This window comes from Caballeronia sp. LZ034LL (genome assembly GCF_031451215.1).
GTDB lineage: Bacteria > Pseudomonadota > Gammaproteobacteria > Burkholderiales > Burkholderiaceae > Caballeronia.
This window is the reverse complement of sequence record NZ_JARUXR010000002.1, coordinates 1-15,423: the sequence shown is the minus strand read 5'-3', so window position 1 is coordinate 15,423 and position 15,423 is coordinate 1. Positions and strand designations below refer to the sequence as shown.

The window sequence follows — 15,423 nt, the reverse complement described above, 5'->3', positions numbered from 1 at the left end:
CGAGGGGAGTGTTTATGCTGGAAGGCATCAAGGTATTGAGCTTCACGCACTTTCTGCAAGGCCCGGCCGCCGTGCAGATGCTCGCCGATGTCGGCGCCGACGTCATCAAGATCGAGCCGCCCGGCGGCGCGTTCGAACGCAGCTGGACCGGCGCGGATGCGTTCGTCGAAGGCGTGAGCGTGTTCTTTCTGCTCGGCAACCGCAATCAGCGCAGCATCTCGCTCGATCTGCGCGAGGAAGCCGCGCGCGAGATCGTCTGGAAGCTGATTCGCGAAGCCGACGTGCTGATCGAGAACTATCGGCCCGGCGTGCTCGACAAGATGGGTTTCGGCTATGCGCAGGTGCATGAGGTGAACCCGCGTCTGGTCTACTGCTCCTGCACCGGCTATGGTTCGTCCGGCCCCTATCTGAAGCGGCCCGGCCAGGATCTGCTGCTGCAGGCGATGAGCGGCCTGACCATGCTGTCCGGCGATGCCGAATCGCCGCCGACGCCGGTCGGCTCCGCCATCGTCGATCAGCACGCCGCCGTGCTGGCCGCTTTCGGCGTCGTCGCCGCGTTGCAGGCGCGCGAACGCACGGGCGTGGGCACGCGTGTCGAGAGCAATCTGCTCAATGCCGCGCTCGATCTGCAGATCGAACCGTTCACGTACTACATGAACAAAGGGCCGCTGTGGGCGCGCACGCATCCGCCCACCGGCAGCCGCTTTCATCCCGCGCCGTATGGGGTGTATCAGACGAGCGATGGCTATATCGCCATGTCGCTCACGCCGACGCAGAAGCTCGCGGGTGCGCTGTCGTGTCCCGCGCTTGCCGAGTTCACGCATCCGAAAGACAACGTGTTGCGGCGCGAGGAGATCAATCGCCTCGTGTACGACACCTTGAAGACCCGCACCACCGCCGAATGGATGCATACCTTCGAGGAACACGACATCTGGTTCGCGCCGGTCAACGATTACGAACAGGTCGAGCACGACGCGCAAGTCGCGCACAACCAGATGATCCTGTCTTTCGACCATGAGGAAGCGGGACCGGTCCGCGTGCTGGCGCATCCGGTGCGCTACGACGGCGCGGCGCCGGCGCTGCGCCGACATCCTCCGAAGCAGGGACAACACACCCGCGAGGTGCTCGCGGAACTGGGCTATACGCCGCAAGAGATCGACGCTTATGTCGAAGGCGGCATTGCATTGACATCGAGGAGAGAAGCATGAGCGCAGAACCGAACAACTGGCCGGCGCTGCTGCGCTTCGACGATGCCGAGATCGGCCGCACGCAGGTCATCGTGCATACGGTCACCGAAGCAGAAGTGAATGCCTTCGGCCATCTGTCGGGCGACCTGAACCCGCTGCACATGAGCGATGCCTTCGCGGGCTGCTCGCCCTTCGGACGCCGCGTGGTGCACGGACTGCTGACGGCCGCGCTGGTCTCGGCGGCGCACACGCAGCTCACCGGTCCGGGCTTTGCGTATGTCGGGCAGGAACTGCGCTTCATCGGGCCGGTGTATATCGGCGATACGGTGACGATCAACGTTTGCGTCGTCGAAAAGAAGCCTGCGAAGCGCATTCTCGTCATGGATACCACCGTGCGCAACCAGCAGGGACGCGTCGTGTTGAGCGGGCTGTCGGCCCTGAAGGAACTGCGTTTCGACGAGGAGATGATGGCGCGCCATGTCGCGGCGTGAATACGTGCGTCGCATGGTGTAAATGCCAGTAACGTGCGGGAACCTGCGCGGCTAAACTCGCTCAGGGACCCGGACATGCCGGGCTTGCTGGCAGGCGCGCACCACAAGCGCCGCCAACCGGAGGAGACAGTTGGATACCGCTTGTTGTTGTCACGTCCCGGTCATCCGGATCGAGGACTACGAATACGGCGCCCACGTGAAGACGCCGGACTTTCATCTCGCGCCCATCGAAGCGCTGAAATCGACGCTGGTGTATCCGCATCGGCATGACTTCTATCATGTGATGTGGGTGCTTGCGGGCAGCGGCTCGCATGTGATCGACTCGGTGCGTTACGACGTCCGGCCGAACACGCTCTACTTCATGACGCCGGGACAGATTCACGATCTCGACCTGTCCGCCGATACGCTCGGATACTGCATCAGCTTCTCATCCGAGTTCTTCGCGTTCCGCGTGCAGAACCGTCACACCGAAACCGAAGTGCCGGTCTATAACTTCGAACAGCTCGATGCATGTCTTCATCTGAGCGATGCACAAGTGCGCGACCTGAGCCGCGTGATGGAAGGCATCCGCCAGGAGTATCAGGAAGAGCAGATCGGTTATACGGACGCGATCTGGGCCTGGCTGCATGTGTTTCTCATCAAGGTAGCGCGCATGTGCGACGCCGCCGCGATGCGCGACGCCGCCGCCTCGCGCAGCGTGCTGCTGTCGCGCCGTTTCAAGAGCCTGCTCGAGAAGCACTTTCGCTCGGTCAACGAAGCAGCCGACTATGCGCGCCTGCTCAACGTGACGGAACGCGCGCTCAACGAGGCGACGCGTCAGGCACTCGGCAGCACCGCGCCCAAGCTGATACGCGAACGCGTGATGCTGGAGGCGAAGCGTCTGCTGCTGCACTCGGAGGTGAACATCGCCGAGATTGCGGCGATGTTGTCCTTCGACGATCCCGCCTATTTCAGCCGCTGCTTTCGCAAGCACACGGGCCGCTCGCCGATCGACTACCGGCGCAGCCTCGAGAAGCTGCACATCTGATGCGGACAACGCGCAGCGTGGGAATGTCCAACTGTTCACGCGTTTCATCCTAACGCCGTCGTGCGGGCGCTTCTTAGAATCGTCCTGCGCATGACGAACTCAAGGAGACACCGTGTCGAACGCAAACAACCCGCTGGCGCTTTCCGAGGAACAGATCAGGCTGTTCCGCGAAACGCTCGACAAGACCGCGCAAAAGGTCGCCGCCGACGAGCTGACCTTCGGCGTCGAATTTCCGCAAGTCACCGGTCCCGATGGTCAATGGGTGCGGCTGCCCGCCTCGCTGTCCGCCGGTTACGACGGCGATGCCTGGAGTCACGGCAACTGGTTCTGCGGCTTCTGGATCGGGCTGTTGCTGACCTCGTACCTGCATACCGGCGAGACGCGCTTCATGGAATGGGCGCGCGCCCGCATGCGCCTGGTCGAGCAGCGCGCGGAGGATCCGAACACGCATGACATCGGCTTCATCTTCGACAGCAGTGCCGTGCCGGCGCATCACATCACCGGTGACGAATGGTTCGCGGGCATTGCACTGGAAGCGGCCGACAAGCTGCGCGCGCGGCTCGTCACGACCCGCGACGGCGCCTATCTCGCGTCATGGGGACCGCTCTCCGATCCGCGCGGCCGCAGCGCATCCGCCATCGACACGATGGCCAATCTCTCGCTGCTGTACTGGGCCGCGAATCACGCCGACGACGGCAGCTACCGGCACGCCGCCGATGCCCACGCCGAGATGACCGCACGCGCCTTCGTGCGCGACGACGACTCGACGTATCACGCAGTCGAATACGACGTGGCAAGCGGCGCGCCCGTGCGCGGCTATACCTTCCAGGGCGCGTTCGATGAATCCGCATGGAGCCGCGGCCAGGCATGGGCGATCTATGGCTATGTGAACTCGGCGCGCGAGACCGGCAAGCGCGCGTATCTCGATCTCGCGGAACGGCTCGCGGAATACTATCTGCGCCGCCTCGAAGGACGTCGGGTGCCGCCCTGGGACTTCGACGCCACCGGCCGCGACGCCGAGATCAAGGACACGGCGGCCGCCGCGATCGTGGCGTCGGCGTTGCTGGAACTGGCGCGTCTGCATCCCGATGCGCAGGCCGCCGCGAAGTGGCAGCGTCATGGCATCGCGATGCTGGAAGCGCTGTGCCGCGACGAGTTCACGAAGGAAGGGGAGCACGGGCTGTTGCACAACTCGTGCTATTCGAAGCCGCACAACATCGGCGTCGATGGCGCGACCATGTTCGGCGATTTCTTCTTTGTGGAAGCGCTGTGCCGCGTCGTTCATCCGGGCAAGCTGCGGCCGCTCGATGAGGCGCGTATCACGCTGGAGTGAAGCCCGTGAAGGCCGGTTCCTCAGCCGGTCTTCAACACCCTCAGCGCCACCCCTACCGCCTCGCTTTCCACGGGCTGCTTCGCCTCGCGCATCGACAGATAGCGCAGACAGCACACCCGCAGGAACGATGCGAAGTTGGTCGGCACCTCGCCGCGCAGCGCGATCAGTTCGTCGTAGAGCTTGACCGCGAATTGACTGGTCGTCAGGTTCTCGCGCCCCGCGATTTCCTGAAGCACGTCCCAGAACAGGTTTTCGAGCCGCACCGTGGTAATCACGCCATGAATGCGCAGCGAACGCGTGCGCGATTCATAGAGGATCGGATCGGCGTTGATATACACCCTACACATGGCGTCATCCCCCAGGAAAGGGCCGCCGCGCGTTCGCACGGCGGCCATGGCTCAAGCTATCCCTCCACGCTCACGCCGGCAATGGCGTCAAACCCTGCGCTGCTTCATCTGGCCCGCAATGTAGTCGGCCTGACGGATCGCCAGCGTGACGATGGTGAGCGTCGGGTTTTCCGCCGCGCCCGTCGTGAACTGGCTGCCATCGGAGATGAACAGGTTCGACACTTCATGGGCCTGGCCGTAGCCGTTGCAGACACCGTCATCGGCCTTCGCGCTCATGCGCGCGGTGCCGAGGTTATGCGTCGAAGGATACGGGGGCACGATGTACGTCGCTTTCGCACCCGCCGCCTCGTACACGGCGCTGCCCTGCTTGTACGCATGCTCGCGCATGGCTTCGTCGTTCGGGTGATCGTCGAAGTGGACGTTCGGCACCGCCATGCCGTACTGGTCCTTCACGTCGTTGTTGAGCGTGATGCGGTTCGACTCGCGCGGCATGTCCTCGCCGACGATCCACATGCCCGCCGTGTACTGATAGCGGTCCATGGCCTCCGTGAAGTTCGGCCCCCATGCGCCCGGATCGAGAAACGCCGCATAGAACGGCAGGCCGAGCGAGATCGTCTCCATGTGATAGCCGCCCGCGAAGCCGCGCTTCGGATCGAACTTCGCCTCGTCCTCGATGATGCCCGCCATCGTCGTTCCCTTGAACATCTCGACCTTGTCGTCGAACACGCCATACACCGAGCCCGTGGTATGCCGCATGTAGTTCCGGCCCACCTGACCGGAGCCGTTCGCGAGGCCATCCGGGAACTTGCTCGACTGCGAGTTCAGCAACAGGCGCGGCGTTTCGATCGCATTGCCCGCCACCGCGACGGCACGCGCTTTCTGCCGCTGGATCTTGCCGTCCTTGTCGTAATAGACGACGCCCGACACCTTGCCGCGTGCATCGTGCTCGATCTTCACCACATGCGCCTGCGGCCGCAATTCCATGTGGCCGGTCAACTGCGCATGCGGAATCTCGGTGTAGAGCGTCGACCACTTCGCGCCCATGCGGCAGCCCTGGAAACAGAAGCCGCGCTGGAAGCAGTGCGTGCGGTCGTCGCGCACGGTGCTGTTGATCGCCATGTGACCCGTGTTGCATTCCTTGTAGCCGACCTTCATGGCCCCGGCCGACATCACCTTGAAGTTGTTGTTGCCGGGCAGGCCGGGCAAGCCATTGGTGCGCGTCACGCCCATCTTCTTTTCGGCGCGGCTGTAGTACGGATCGAGGTCCGCGCGCGTCACCGGCCAGTCGAGCAGGTTGGCGTCCTTCATGTCGCCATACGTGGTCTTCGCCTTGAACTCGTACGGCTGGATGCGCAGGCTCGCGCCGGCCCAGTGAACGGTGGTGCCGCCGACCGTCTTGCAGATCCATGCGGGCAGGTTCGGGAAGTCCTTCGCGACGCGCCACGAGCCGGAGGTCGTGCGGTTGTCGAGCCACGAAAGCTGCTTGAACGCGTTCCATTCTTCAGTGGAGAAGTCGCCTTGCGTATGCATGGCGCCTGCTTCCAGCACCACCACGTCGATACCCTTCTGCGCGAGCTCGTTCGCCAGTGTGCCGCCGCCCGCGCCCGAGCCGATGACCACCACGACGTGGTCGTCGTTATGCTTGAACTGCACCTTGTTCTCTGTGTACATGTCTGTCTCCGTTATCCCATCGACCGAAATCAAACCGACTGAATCAGCCGTCTTTCGGAATCGGGCCGCTGTCGGCCGCGGGTGGATCGGGCAGCCATGAAAGGTTGTTGAAGCCCTGATAGAGATAACCGCCGTCGCCCTGTGCCGCGCCATAGCCGAAATGCTGGTAGGCCAGCGCGTTGCTGTACAGGGACACCACGGCCGTGCTGCGCACCGTGTTGAAGAACGGCGTGCCGGCCAGCGCGGCGATGTCGTGCGCCTTGTCGGCGGGGCCGCGCCGGGTCCAGTCGGAGCCGGCTTGCGCGTCGAGCTTCGCCACGCCGTCGGCGAGTTGCTGGCGTACGGCGGGATCGGCTTTCGCCTTCGCATCGAGGTCTTTCACGACGAGCGCATACACGGCGTCATCGAGCGTGGCATGCGGGTAGATCTCGCGAGTGACCTGCAGCAGCACTTCGCCCTGATGCGTACTGAGCCCCTGCATTTCGAGCGCCCAGACACGGCTCGGCGCGAGGCTTGCGAAGATGGACGAGGCGGCGATCGTGCCCACCAGCACGCCGGTGCCGCGCAGAAACTCGCGCCGCGTCAGCGCGATCCGGGGTGGAGCGGCGTCGAGCCCGGCGTGTCCGTGTGGATGTCCGTCGTCGTGCGCGCGCCGTGGCGCGACGATCGGGATGATCGTGTCTCGCATGTCTGTCTCCTTGTGGGGTGCTGCAACAACTTATGGTCTTGCGGGTCCTGCGGGTCTTGCTTTCGGATTGCCGGTGCGTCATCTGCGTGACGGTCGGGTGCTGCGAGACGCGCTAACGGTAATGTCCATGCTTCTCCAGCACTTCGATCTTGTACCCATCCGGGTCTTCGATGAAGAAGAAGCGCGCAATCAGTTCGCCCTTGCCATCCTTGAATTCCTTCACGTCCTTGGGCGTCAGGCCGAGGCCGACAAGGCGTTCACGCTCGGCACGAACGTCATCGACGACGACGGCGAAATGTCCATAGCCGTCTCCATGGGTATAGGGAATATCGCGTCCCTTGTTCCAGGTCAATTCGATCTCGGCTTCGGTTTCGTCGTTGCGCAGATAGACGAGCGAGAAGTCATCGAAATCGAGCCGGTGACTCGGTGTCAGGCCGAGCGCGGACGCGTAGAAGCCGAGCGACTGGTCCAGGTCTTTCACGCGAATCATGGTATGAATCAGTTTGGCCATCGATCCTCCTGTGCTGAACATCGCTGCGAACCTGCATGCCGCAGCGCTCGTAGTGAATTTAGCGACCGGTGCGCAGGCCGAGGTAATAGCTCGTTAAATCCGGGCGTTAACCCTGTCCGGGCCTAAGAGGCGCCCAAGCGGCCGCGCATGGCTGACATCGCCATGCGTCTTTTTCAGAGGGGGTACGGGAAAACCCGAAGGGCGCGATGCTTCTTCGCTGCTGCACGAGCGTGCAGCAGGACCGGTAGAGGACCGGCTATTCGATGCGCCGCCGCGTCGAAATGGCCGACGCGGTGGAGATCACGAGATCGGCGAAGCGCTTTTCGTCGCGGTCCGCGTGCCAGCGCGAACGCGCCACCGCGATGTTCACCGCGCCGATGCCGCGTCCATGGGCATTCGTAATGGCCGCCGCCGTGGAGATATCGCTGACGAAGTACTCGTCTTCCGTATGCGCATAGCCTTGCTTGCGGATCTGCGCGATCCTCTCCTTGATCTTGCGCGGCTGATACACGGTCGACCCCGTATAGGGCACGAGATTCGTGCGCGCGAGGATATCGTCGAGTTCGCCGTCAGACAGCGTGGCGAGGATCGCGAGTCCGGGCGCCGTGCAGTAGGCCGGCAAACGCGAGCCGACGATCACATGCGCGTTGAACACGTTGCGGCTCACGATACGCAGGACGAAGACGATGTCGGTATCGTCGAGCACGGTGAGATTGGTCGCCTCCTCGGTCTCCGAGCCGAGTTGCTGGAGATAAGGCGTGGCGCGGCTGACCAGATCGTTCGACGTCAGATAGTGATACGTGAAGTCCAGCAGCCGCGGCGACAGTTCGTACTTGCGGCTGTCCGGGTCCTTGAAGAGATAGCCGAGCGCCGCAAGCGTATAGGCGAAGCGCTGCGTCGCGCTCATGTCGAAGCCGGTCAGCGCGGCGATTTCGGAGAGCGAGAGCTGGCGCTTGCTGCCGTCGAAGGCGGTGAGCACTTTCATCGCCTTCTCGACCGACTGCACATACAGCGAAGACGCGCTCGGGTCCGCCGCCTCGCCGCGCGCCTTCGCTGCGGGGCTCTTGCGCTTGCGCGGCACTTTGGGCTCTTCGATCATCACGTGGTTCATCGTTTTCGATTGTCGACGAATTATCGCATAGCCCTAATACGCTATCTTTAGGCGATATTCATGGCGTCATCATGCCTGCGCCTTCTCGAGCCGGTCCCATGCATCGTCGGTACTGCGCGGCAAGAGATGCTTCTTGATCCGCTCGCTCGCCGTCAGCTCGAAGCCTTCCACCGCCCGGTAATAGCGCGGCAACTGAAAGCTCGCCAGACGCTCGCGCGCCCACGCATGCATGCTTTCCCACTCCACCGGCGCATCCTTGAACTGCACGTTAAGCAGGATGTCCTGCTCGCCGATCGGCGATGCCACGCCAATCGCCGCACTCAGGCGCACTGCCGGATGCGCCGCGAAGATCCGTTCGATCTCCCACGCCGACACATTCTCGCCACGCACCCGCATGCTGTCCGTCTGCCGGCCGATGAAGTAGAGATCGCCATCGGCATCGCGGCGCGCGCGGTCGCCGGTATGCAGCTTGCCGTTGCGCAGCGCCGAAGCCGTCGCTTCGGGATTCTTGAGATAGGTCGGCAGGAAGGTGCCCTCCACCTTGCTCGACAGCACGATCTCGCCCGCTTCGCCCTCTTTCACCGGCTGCGCATGTTCATCCAGCAGTTCGATCTCGATCCACGGCAACGCGCGGCCGATCGAACCCGGCTTGCCCGTGGCATTGGCGGTGGCGAAGCTCGAACACTCCGTCATGCCGTAGCACTCGCGCAGCCGCACCTTGAGGCGGTCTTGAATCGGTTCCCATGCCGTGGCGCTCACGCCCGCGCCCCAGGCGACGCGCAATGTGTGCGCGTTGGGCTGGGCATCCAGCGGCAGTTGCATCAGGATGTCGAGCACGCCGCCGAGATAATGTAGTTGCGTCGCGCCCGCGCGTTCCACCTGCGACCAGAACTGCGAAGCCGAGAAGCGCGGCACCGCGTGCAGCGTGATCGTTTCGAGGAACGGCAGCAGCAGCATCTGCGCGCCGCCGATATGGCACAGCGGCTCCCACAGGAACAGCCGGTCGCCCTCGCGCACGTCCGCGACGCGCAACGCCGCCTCGCTGGCAATGCGCATCATCCGCTGCGTGAAGACGACGCCCTTCGGCGCGCCCGTCGTGCCCGAGGTGTAGATGACGCACAGCGGATCGTGACTGCCGATGGCCGGCGTCGTGAAAGCAGTGGCGTCATCGCGCGGATCGAAGGCGGGCAGACGCACACGCTGCGACTCGCCACAATCGATATTGGCCGTCACCGCATCGAATTCGTCTTCGATGATGAAGCGCTTCGGCTCGGCGTGGCGCAACAGGTATTCGAGGCCCGCCGCGCGCAGCTTCGTGTTCACCGGCACCCATACCAGGCCGCTCAGCACGAGCGCATAGATGAGGTGAACGTGTTCTGCGCTATTGCCCAACATGACGGCGACGCGGTCGCCGGGCACGAGGCCTTCCTGTGCGAACCAGCGCTGCAATTGCACGACGTGCCGCATGACGTCGCCGCAGGTGATCGCATGACCGTCGAAGTCCGCGACGATGCGCGCGGGATCGCGGCGCAGTCCCGCCGCGAGCAGGGGAACGCAGTCGAGTTCGTCGTCCGCGTGGCGATGGGCAAAATATTCCGAGTAGCGATGCATGGGTTCAACCGATTTGAGAGCCTGGGGTTCAGCGCGCACGGCGCTTGAGCCAGGAGGAAACCGCGACGACGAGCGCGATCAGGATGATGAGCGTGGTGGATACGGCAGCGAGCGTCGGCGTGATCGCCAGCTGGATGTCGTCCCACATTTGTTTCGGCAAGGTCGAGTTGATGCCGCCGCTCACGAAGATGGCGATGGTCAGATCGTCGAAGGAGACGAGGAACGCGAACAGGAACGCTGCCGTCACGCTGGCCATCAGCAGGGGCAGGACAATCGACGTGATGCGCCGCAGCGGCGAAGCACCCATGACGCGTGCGGCATCGTCGAGACGCCAGTCGAAACGCTGGAAGCCCGCAGCGAGCGTGACGACCACATAGGGAATCGCCAGCACCGTGTGACCGATGACGAGGCCCAGGTTCGTGCCCGTCAGGCCGAAGCGCCCGAACAGATACAGCAGCCCGACCGCCACCACGATGCGCGGCACGATAAGCGGCGCCACCAGCAGCGCGAACACGGGCTTGCTCGCACGGCGCGGCATGCGCGTCATCGCAAGCGTGGCGCCGAAGCCGAGCAGCAGCGAGAGCACCGCCGTGCCGAAGCCCACTTCGAAGGAGCGGATCACCGCGCTGTGCCAGACCGGCGAGTCCATGAAGGTGCCGAACCACTTCATGCTGAAGAGCTTCGGCGGAAAGCCGATGTAGTCGCTCTTCGTGAACGCATACGGGATCACCGAGAGCACCGGCAGGACCAGCAGCGCCATGATGATGCACGTGTACAGCCCGAGCGGACTGGCGGCGCGCGCCACCGGCTCGGCATGCGCACGGCGCCGCATCATGAACGGCGCGCACACGCGGCCCGCCGTCATCAGCAGCGCCAGCCTGAGGCCCGCCGCACGCGAATCGCGCGTCTTCTCGCTGGTCTCGCCGGTAAGCGAAGTCAGGCCCACCATGCGGTCATAGACGAAGAAGATGAAGATCGAGCAGATGAGCAGCACCGTGGACAGCGCGCCTGCGAAGCGCATGTCGAACAGTTCGAGCACCGACGAGATCACGAGCTGCGCGATCATCGTTTCCTTCGGCGAGCCGAGCAGCGCGGGCACGATGAAGAAGCCGAGACTGGAGATGAACACCAGCAGGCCCGCTGCCGCCACGCCCGGCGACGACAGCGGCAGGAACACCGTGAAGAAGCTCGTGCTGCGTTCCGCGCCGAGCGTTTCCGCCGCTTGCGCAAGACGGTCGTCGATGCCGCGCATCACGGGCAGCATGGTCATCACGGCGAGCGGCAGCATCGAATGCACCATGCCGATGAGCACGCCCGTCAGCGAGGGAATGGTGCCCGTGGTCTCGCGCACGAGGCCGAGCGAAAGCGCGATGGTCGAGAGCACGCCGGTCTTCGAAAGCAGCAGCATCCATGCATAGGTCTTGACGAGATAGCTCGTCCAGAACGGCAGCATGATCCACAGCAGCCAGCGTTCGCGCACGCGCTCGGACAGGCGGCTCAGCATGTATGCAACGGGATAGCCGAGCAGGATGGAAAGCGCGGCAGTCAGGAACGAGATGGCGAAGGTAATCCACAACACCTTCGCATAGACCGGCGTGCGCGCGATGCGCTCGAACTGCGCGAAGCCGAACTGGCCGTCGGCGCTGACGAGACCGCCTTGCAGGATCTCGCCCACCGGCACGATGAAGAACACCAGCAGGAACAGCAGCGTAGGCACGACCGGCAGGAAGCGGACGCAGCGCGCCAGCGCGACGGACCAGCCGCGGCGCGCGCCTTCATGCTCGCGCTGGGCGTGTAGTGCAAGAGTCATGACGATTCCTCAGGCGTGCAGCAAGGTGGTGCGATACGGGTCCCACGTCAGCCCCACCTTGTCGCCGATACGCGGCGACAGGCTGCGCTCGCAACGCACGGTGAGTTCGCTGCCGTCGTTCATCGCAAGCTGCACGCGCGTGTCGCTGCCGAAGAACACGACATCGGAAATCGTGCCGTCGACATAGCCGCCCTGCGGTTCGACGAGACGCGGCGCCTCGGGCCGCACCAGCAACGTATGACGCGCGGCCGGCGCGATCGATGCGCCCAGCGGCAGCGGAATGCGCCCGCCCGCCGCCAGCAGGATGGGTTCGCCGCTCGTGCCACGGGTGGCGTCGAGCTCGCCTTCGAGCAGGTTCGAATGACCGATGAAGCCGGCCGCGAAACGCGTCGCAGGCCGGTCGTAGAGATCTGCGGGCGTGCCCACCTGTTCGATGCGCGCCTGGTTCATCAGGCAGATGCGGTCGGACAGGGTCAACGCTTCGTCCTGGTCGTGCGTGACGTAGACAAAGGTCGCGCCCAGTTCCTTGTGCAGGCGACGGATCTCGGACTGCATGTGCTCGCGCAATTTCTTGTCGAGCGCGCCGAGCGGCTCGTCGAGCAGAATCACCGAAGGCCGGTACGCGAAGCAGCGCGCCAGCGCGATGCGCTGCTGCTGGCCGCCCGAGAGCTCTTTCGGAAAGCGCTTCGCGTATTCGCTCATGCGCACCATGGCGAGGGCATCGTCCACGGCCGCGCGCACTTCTTCGCGCGACTTGCGGCGCATGCGCAGGCCATAGGCTACGTTGTCCCACACGCTCATGTGCGGAAACAGCGCATAACTCTGGAACACCATGCCGATGCCGCGCTTGCCCGGCTCCACATGCGTGACGTCGCGGCCATCGATCTCGATGCGCCCCGCGCTCGGCGCAACGAGCCCGGAGATCATCTGCAACAGCGTGGTCTTGCCCGAACCCGAGGGACCGAGCAGCGTCAGGAATTCGCCCGCCTGCACGGCGAGATCCGTCGGTTCCAGCGCAACCGCATCGCCATAGCGCTTGGCGATGCCGATCGCCTCGAGTTTCGAGCTCATGATGTCGTCCTCAGGAGATGATCCACGAATTGAAGCGCTCAGTGACCTTCTGGCGATTCTCTTCCCACCATTGCGGGCTCGGCAGCTTCATGTCCTTGATGTTGTCCGGGGCCGTCGGCAGCAGCGTCGCACGCTCCTTCGTGATGCTCTCGAACGACTTCTTGTTGGTCGGACCGTAGGCCAGCGTGCGCGTGAGCAGCGCCTGACGTTTCGCGTCCGCGCAGAACTTGACGAACTGCTTCGCGGCATCCGCGCGCGGCGTGCCCTTCGGAATGCCCCAGCCTTCGATCGAATACAAACCCTGGTTCCACACGATCTGCACCGGCGCGCCGCCGTCCTTCGCTGCCTGCGCGCGGCCGTTCCAGGTCGAGATCATGTCGACGTCGCCGCTCTGAATGGCTTGCATCGCCTGCGCGCCCGACGTCCACCAGATGTTGATGTGCGGCTTGATCTTGTCGAGGCTCTTGAACGCGCGGTCCACGTCGAGCGGATAGAGCTTGTCGAGCGGCACGCCGTCGGCGAGCAGCGCCTGTTCGAGCGTGTCGAGCGGGCTGCGGCGCAGGCAGCGGCGGCCCGGAAACTTCTTCACGTCCCAGAAGTCGACCCACGACTTCGGCCCGTTGTCCTTGAATTTGTCCGTGCGATAGGCGAGCACCGTCGAGTACACGTCCACGCCCAGCCAGTTCGGCGTGATCGCCTCCGGCATGACGTCGGGATAGTCGCTCGCCTTCAGGCCGATGGGTTCGAGCAAGCCTTTCGATTCGAGGTAGGGAATGTCGGCGGACAGCGTCAGCGTGGTCACGTCCCACACATAGTTCTTCGTCTGCACCATCGCCGCGAACTGCGCGACCGGCTGCGATTCGCGCGCGACGCTCACCACCTTGATGCCCGTCGCTTTCTCGAAGGGATCGTAGAAGGCCTCGCGATACGCCGTCGTGTAGGGACCGCCCGGGTCCGAGACGACAATCTGCTTGCTCTGCGCACGCGCCACCAGCGGCATGGCGCCGGCAACGGCCAGCGCGCCCGCGCCGTGAAGAATCCGGCGTCGCGCCGGGTTGAATTCTTGGGTCATGATTCAGGTCTCCCGCACTGGGTAGGTGGATGAAGAGTGCTTACTTCGCGCGCTTTTTGAAAAACTCTTCCATCATGCGTGCGGGTTCACCGGAGTCGTACGCTTCGCGCTGAATGCGCATGCCCGCCTCGATGCAATCCACGAAACCCGGCTCGGTCATCTCGCGGAAACGCTGCTTGTCCAGGCGCATGGCGACGGACGGCTTCGCGGCGAGTTCGGTCGCGATCTCCAGCGCCTTTTCGAAGACTCGGCTTTCATCGACGAGGTGATGAATCAGCCCGATGCGATGGCACTCGTCCGCGTCCATCAGACGTCCGGTGAGCGTCAGCTCGATGGTGCGCGACATGCCGAGCATCGAGTTCATGATCCACGGGCCGGTCGTGCTGGCGATACCCGCGTTGATTTCCGGCTGACCCATGCGCACGCCCGGATGACCCACACGGATGTCGCCGAGCAGCGCGACCTGGAACGCGGAGCCGGCCGCCGTGCCGTTGAGCGCCATCACGAGCGGCTTGGAGAGGTTGCGCAGCGCCGCGTAATAGATCTGCCATTCCTTGACCCATGCGACTGCGCGTTCGCCGTCGAAGTCATGCGCTTCCGACAGATCCTGTCCCGCCGAGAACGCGCGATTGCCCGCCCCCGTCATGATGATCGCCGCGACTTCGTCGTCGGCATTGAAGCGGTCCAGCGCCTCGATGATCTTGTTGCGCATCGGCGTGGTCCACGCATTGAGGCGTTCAGGACGATTCAGCGTAATGACCGCCACGCGGCCGTGGTTCGAGAACAGGACGTCTTCGCTCATGTCTTATCGCATAGAGATAGTTAATGGTGAAATTTAATATAAGACTGTCAAAAATGTGTTGCAAGCGGGTTTACGCGAATTCGTTGCGACTCGGCAGGAAAAACTGCGGTGAAATGAAAAAAGACCTCGTGCCGGAAGAGGCAACGAGGTCTTGAGAATGCGGGTTTTACTCGACCCGACGCGTTCGCTTTAGTTGAACATCGGGTTCAGCGAAGACGCCGCTTCAGGGCGCCTTGCTGTTCGACGCGTTCTTTCGCGCGTCGGATGGCTTCGTCGAAGGACGGTTCGGTCGCCACGTGGCGATTGTCGACGCTGACGAACCATCGGTCGTCCGCCTGGCACCAGCGCACGCGCCGGTCCTGCATGAGCAGCGAGAACCAGCGCCAGACTTCCGCGTCCTCGGCGTTCGCGCCGGCGGCAGCCGTGGCGCGGTCTCTTAAGTTCAGATGCATGGCCGTGGGTCTATGCAAGACTCCTGCGCCGCAGACGGTCCGCCAGCGAGATCAGAATGGAGATGAACACGAACAGCAGCGTGGATACGGCGGCGATCACCGGCGAGATCTGCATCGTGGTCTCGTCCCAGAACTGCTTGGGCAGCGTCGTGCTCAGGCCGCCTGACGAGAACAGCGCGATGGTCAACTCATCGAACGAAGTCGCGAACGCGAACAGGAACGACGAGAGCATGCCTGCG

General features: G+C 63.8%; 16 protein-coding genes. 4 read left to right on the top strand and 12 right to left on the bottom strand.

All coding sequences use genetic code 11. The features are described from left to right. Positions 1 to 14 precede the first annotated feature (14 nt). The 4 genes from QCE83_RS14515 (at position 15) to QCE83_RS14500 (ending at position 4,038) form a co-directional block, all read left to right on the top strand. Complete coding sequence (locus QCE83_RS14515; RefSeq protein ID WP_309811844.1) at positions 15 to 1,208, top strand: CoA transferase; 1,194 nt, start codon at positions 15 to 17, stop codon at positions 1,206 to 1,208. Further along, on the top strand, positions 1,205 to 1,678 hold the full coding sequence (locus tag QCE83_RS14510; protein ID WP_309811841.1) for a MaoC family dehydratase: 474 nt from the start codon (positions 1,205 to 1,207) through the stop codon (positions 1,676 to 1,678). The genes QCE83_RS14515 and QCE83_RS14510 overlap by 4 nt, the downstream gene beginning before the upstream one ends. A gap of 130 nt (positions 1,679 to 1,808) precedes the next feature. Then, positions 1,809 to 2,705, top strand: coding sequence for a helix-turn-helix domain-containing protein (locus tag QCE83_RS14505; RefSeq protein WP_309811839.1), 897 nt, complete (start codon positions 1,809 to 1,811; stop codon positions 2,703 to 2,705). A 112-nt stretch (positions 2,706 to 2,817) separates the two neighbouring features. Continuing rightward, positions 2,818 to 4,038, top strand: a complete 1,221-nt coding sequence (locus QCE83_RS14500; RefSeq protein WP_309811837.1) for a glycosyl hydrolase — start codon at positions 2,818 to 2,820, stop codon at positions 4,036 to 4,038. A gap of 20 nt (positions 4,039 to 4,058) precedes the next feature. On the opposite strand, the gene QCE83_RS14495 is transcribed toward QCE83_RS14500, so the two are convergent. The 12 genes from QCE83_RS14495 to QCE83_RS14440 all read right to left on the bottom strand — a co-directional run. Then, positions 4,059 to 4,385 carry a ribbon-helix-helix domain-containing protein gene (locus tag QCE83_RS14495; protein ID WP_309811835.1) on the bottom strand — a complete coding sequence of 109 codons (327 nt, stop codon included), beginning with the start codon at positions 4,383 to 4,385 and terminating at the stop codon, positions 4,059 to 4,061. An 87-nt stretch (positions 4,386 to 4,472) separates the two neighbouring features. Beyond that, positions 4,473 to 6,056 (bottom strand): GMC family oxidoreductase, encoded by a 1,584-nt coding sequence (locus QCE83_RS14490; RefSeq protein ID WP_309811833.1) that lies wholly within the window; start codon positions 6,054 to 6,056, stop codon positions 4,473 to 4,475. Between the two features lie 43 nt (positions 6,057 to 6,099). After that, positions 6,100 to 6,744 carry a twin-arginine translocation signal domain-containing protein gene (locus QCE83_RS14485; protein WP_309811831.1) on the bottom strand — a complete coding sequence of 215 codons (645 nt, stop codon included), beginning with the start codon at positions 6,742 to 6,744 and terminating at the stop codon, positions 6,100 to 6,102. 112 nt (positions 6,745 to 6,856) lie between these two features. Next, positions 6,857 to 7,255, bottom strand: coding sequence for a VOC family protein (locus tag QCE83_RS14480; RefSeq protein WP_309811829.1), 399 nt, complete (start codon positions 7,253 to 7,255; stop codon positions 6,857 to 6,859). A 256-nt stretch (positions 7,256 to 7,511) separates the two neighbouring features. Next, positions 7,512 to 8,354 carry an IclR family transcriptional regulator gene (locus tag QCE83_RS14475; RefSeq protein WP_309815361.1) on the bottom strand — a complete coding sequence of 281 codons (843 nt, stop codon included), beginning with the start codon at positions 8,352 to 8,354 and terminating at the stop codon, positions 7,512 to 7,514. Positions 8,355 to 8,435: 81 nt separating this feature from the next. Next, positions 8,436 to 9,977: an AMP-binding protein gene (locus QCE83_RS14470; RefSeq protein ID WP_309811826.1), complete on the bottom strand. Its 1,542-nt coding sequence runs from the start codon at positions 9,975 to 9,977 to the stop codon at positions 8,436 to 8,438. A gap of 28 nt (positions 9,978 to 10,005) precedes the next feature. Next, the gene (locus QCE83_RS14465) at positions 10,006 to 11,787 is read right to left on the bottom strand and encodes an ABC transporter permease subunit (RefSeq protein WP_309811823.1); all 1,782 of its coding nucleotides are present in this window, start codon (positions 11,785 to 11,787) and stop codon (positions 10,006 to 10,008) included. Positions 11,788 to 11,796: 9 nt separating this feature from the next. Beyond that, the gene (locus QCE83_RS14460; RefSeq protein ID WP_309811821.1) at positions 11,797 to 12,858 is read right to left on the bottom strand and encodes an ABC transporter ATP-binding protein; all 1,062 of its coding nucleotides are present in this window, start codon (positions 12,856 to 12,858) and stop codon (positions 11,797 to 11,799) included. A gap of 10 nt (positions 12,859 to 12,868) precedes the next feature. After that, the gene (locus QCE83_RS14455; protein ID WP_309811819.1) at positions 12,869 to 13,930 is read right to left on the bottom strand and encodes an ABC transporter substrate-binding protein; all 1,062 of its coding nucleotides are present in this window, start codon (positions 13,928 to 13,930) and stop codon (positions 12,869 to 12,871) included. Positions 13,931 to 13,970: 40 nt separating this feature from the next. After that, positions 13,971 to 14,732 carry an enoyl-CoA hydratase/isomerase family protein gene (locus tag QCE83_RS14450; protein ID WP_309811816.1) on the bottom strand — a complete coding sequence of 254 codons (762 nt, stop codon included), beginning with the start codon at positions 14,730 to 14,732 and terminating at the stop codon, positions 13,971 to 13,973. 206 nt (positions 14,733 to 14,938) lie between these two features. Further along, the gene (locus tag QCE83_RS14445; protein WP_309811813.1) at positions 14,939 to 15,202 is read right to left on the bottom strand and encodes a hypothetical protein; all 264 of its coding nucleotides are present in this window, start codon (positions 15,200 to 15,202) and stop codon (positions 14,939 to 14,941) included. After that, positions 15,195 to 15,423 (bottom strand): ABC transporter permease (locus QCE83_RS14440; RefSeq protein WP_404984800.1); only part of this gene is annotated, 229 nt, incomplete at its 5' end. The genes QCE83_RS14440 and QCE83_RS14445, both read right to left, overlap by 8 nt.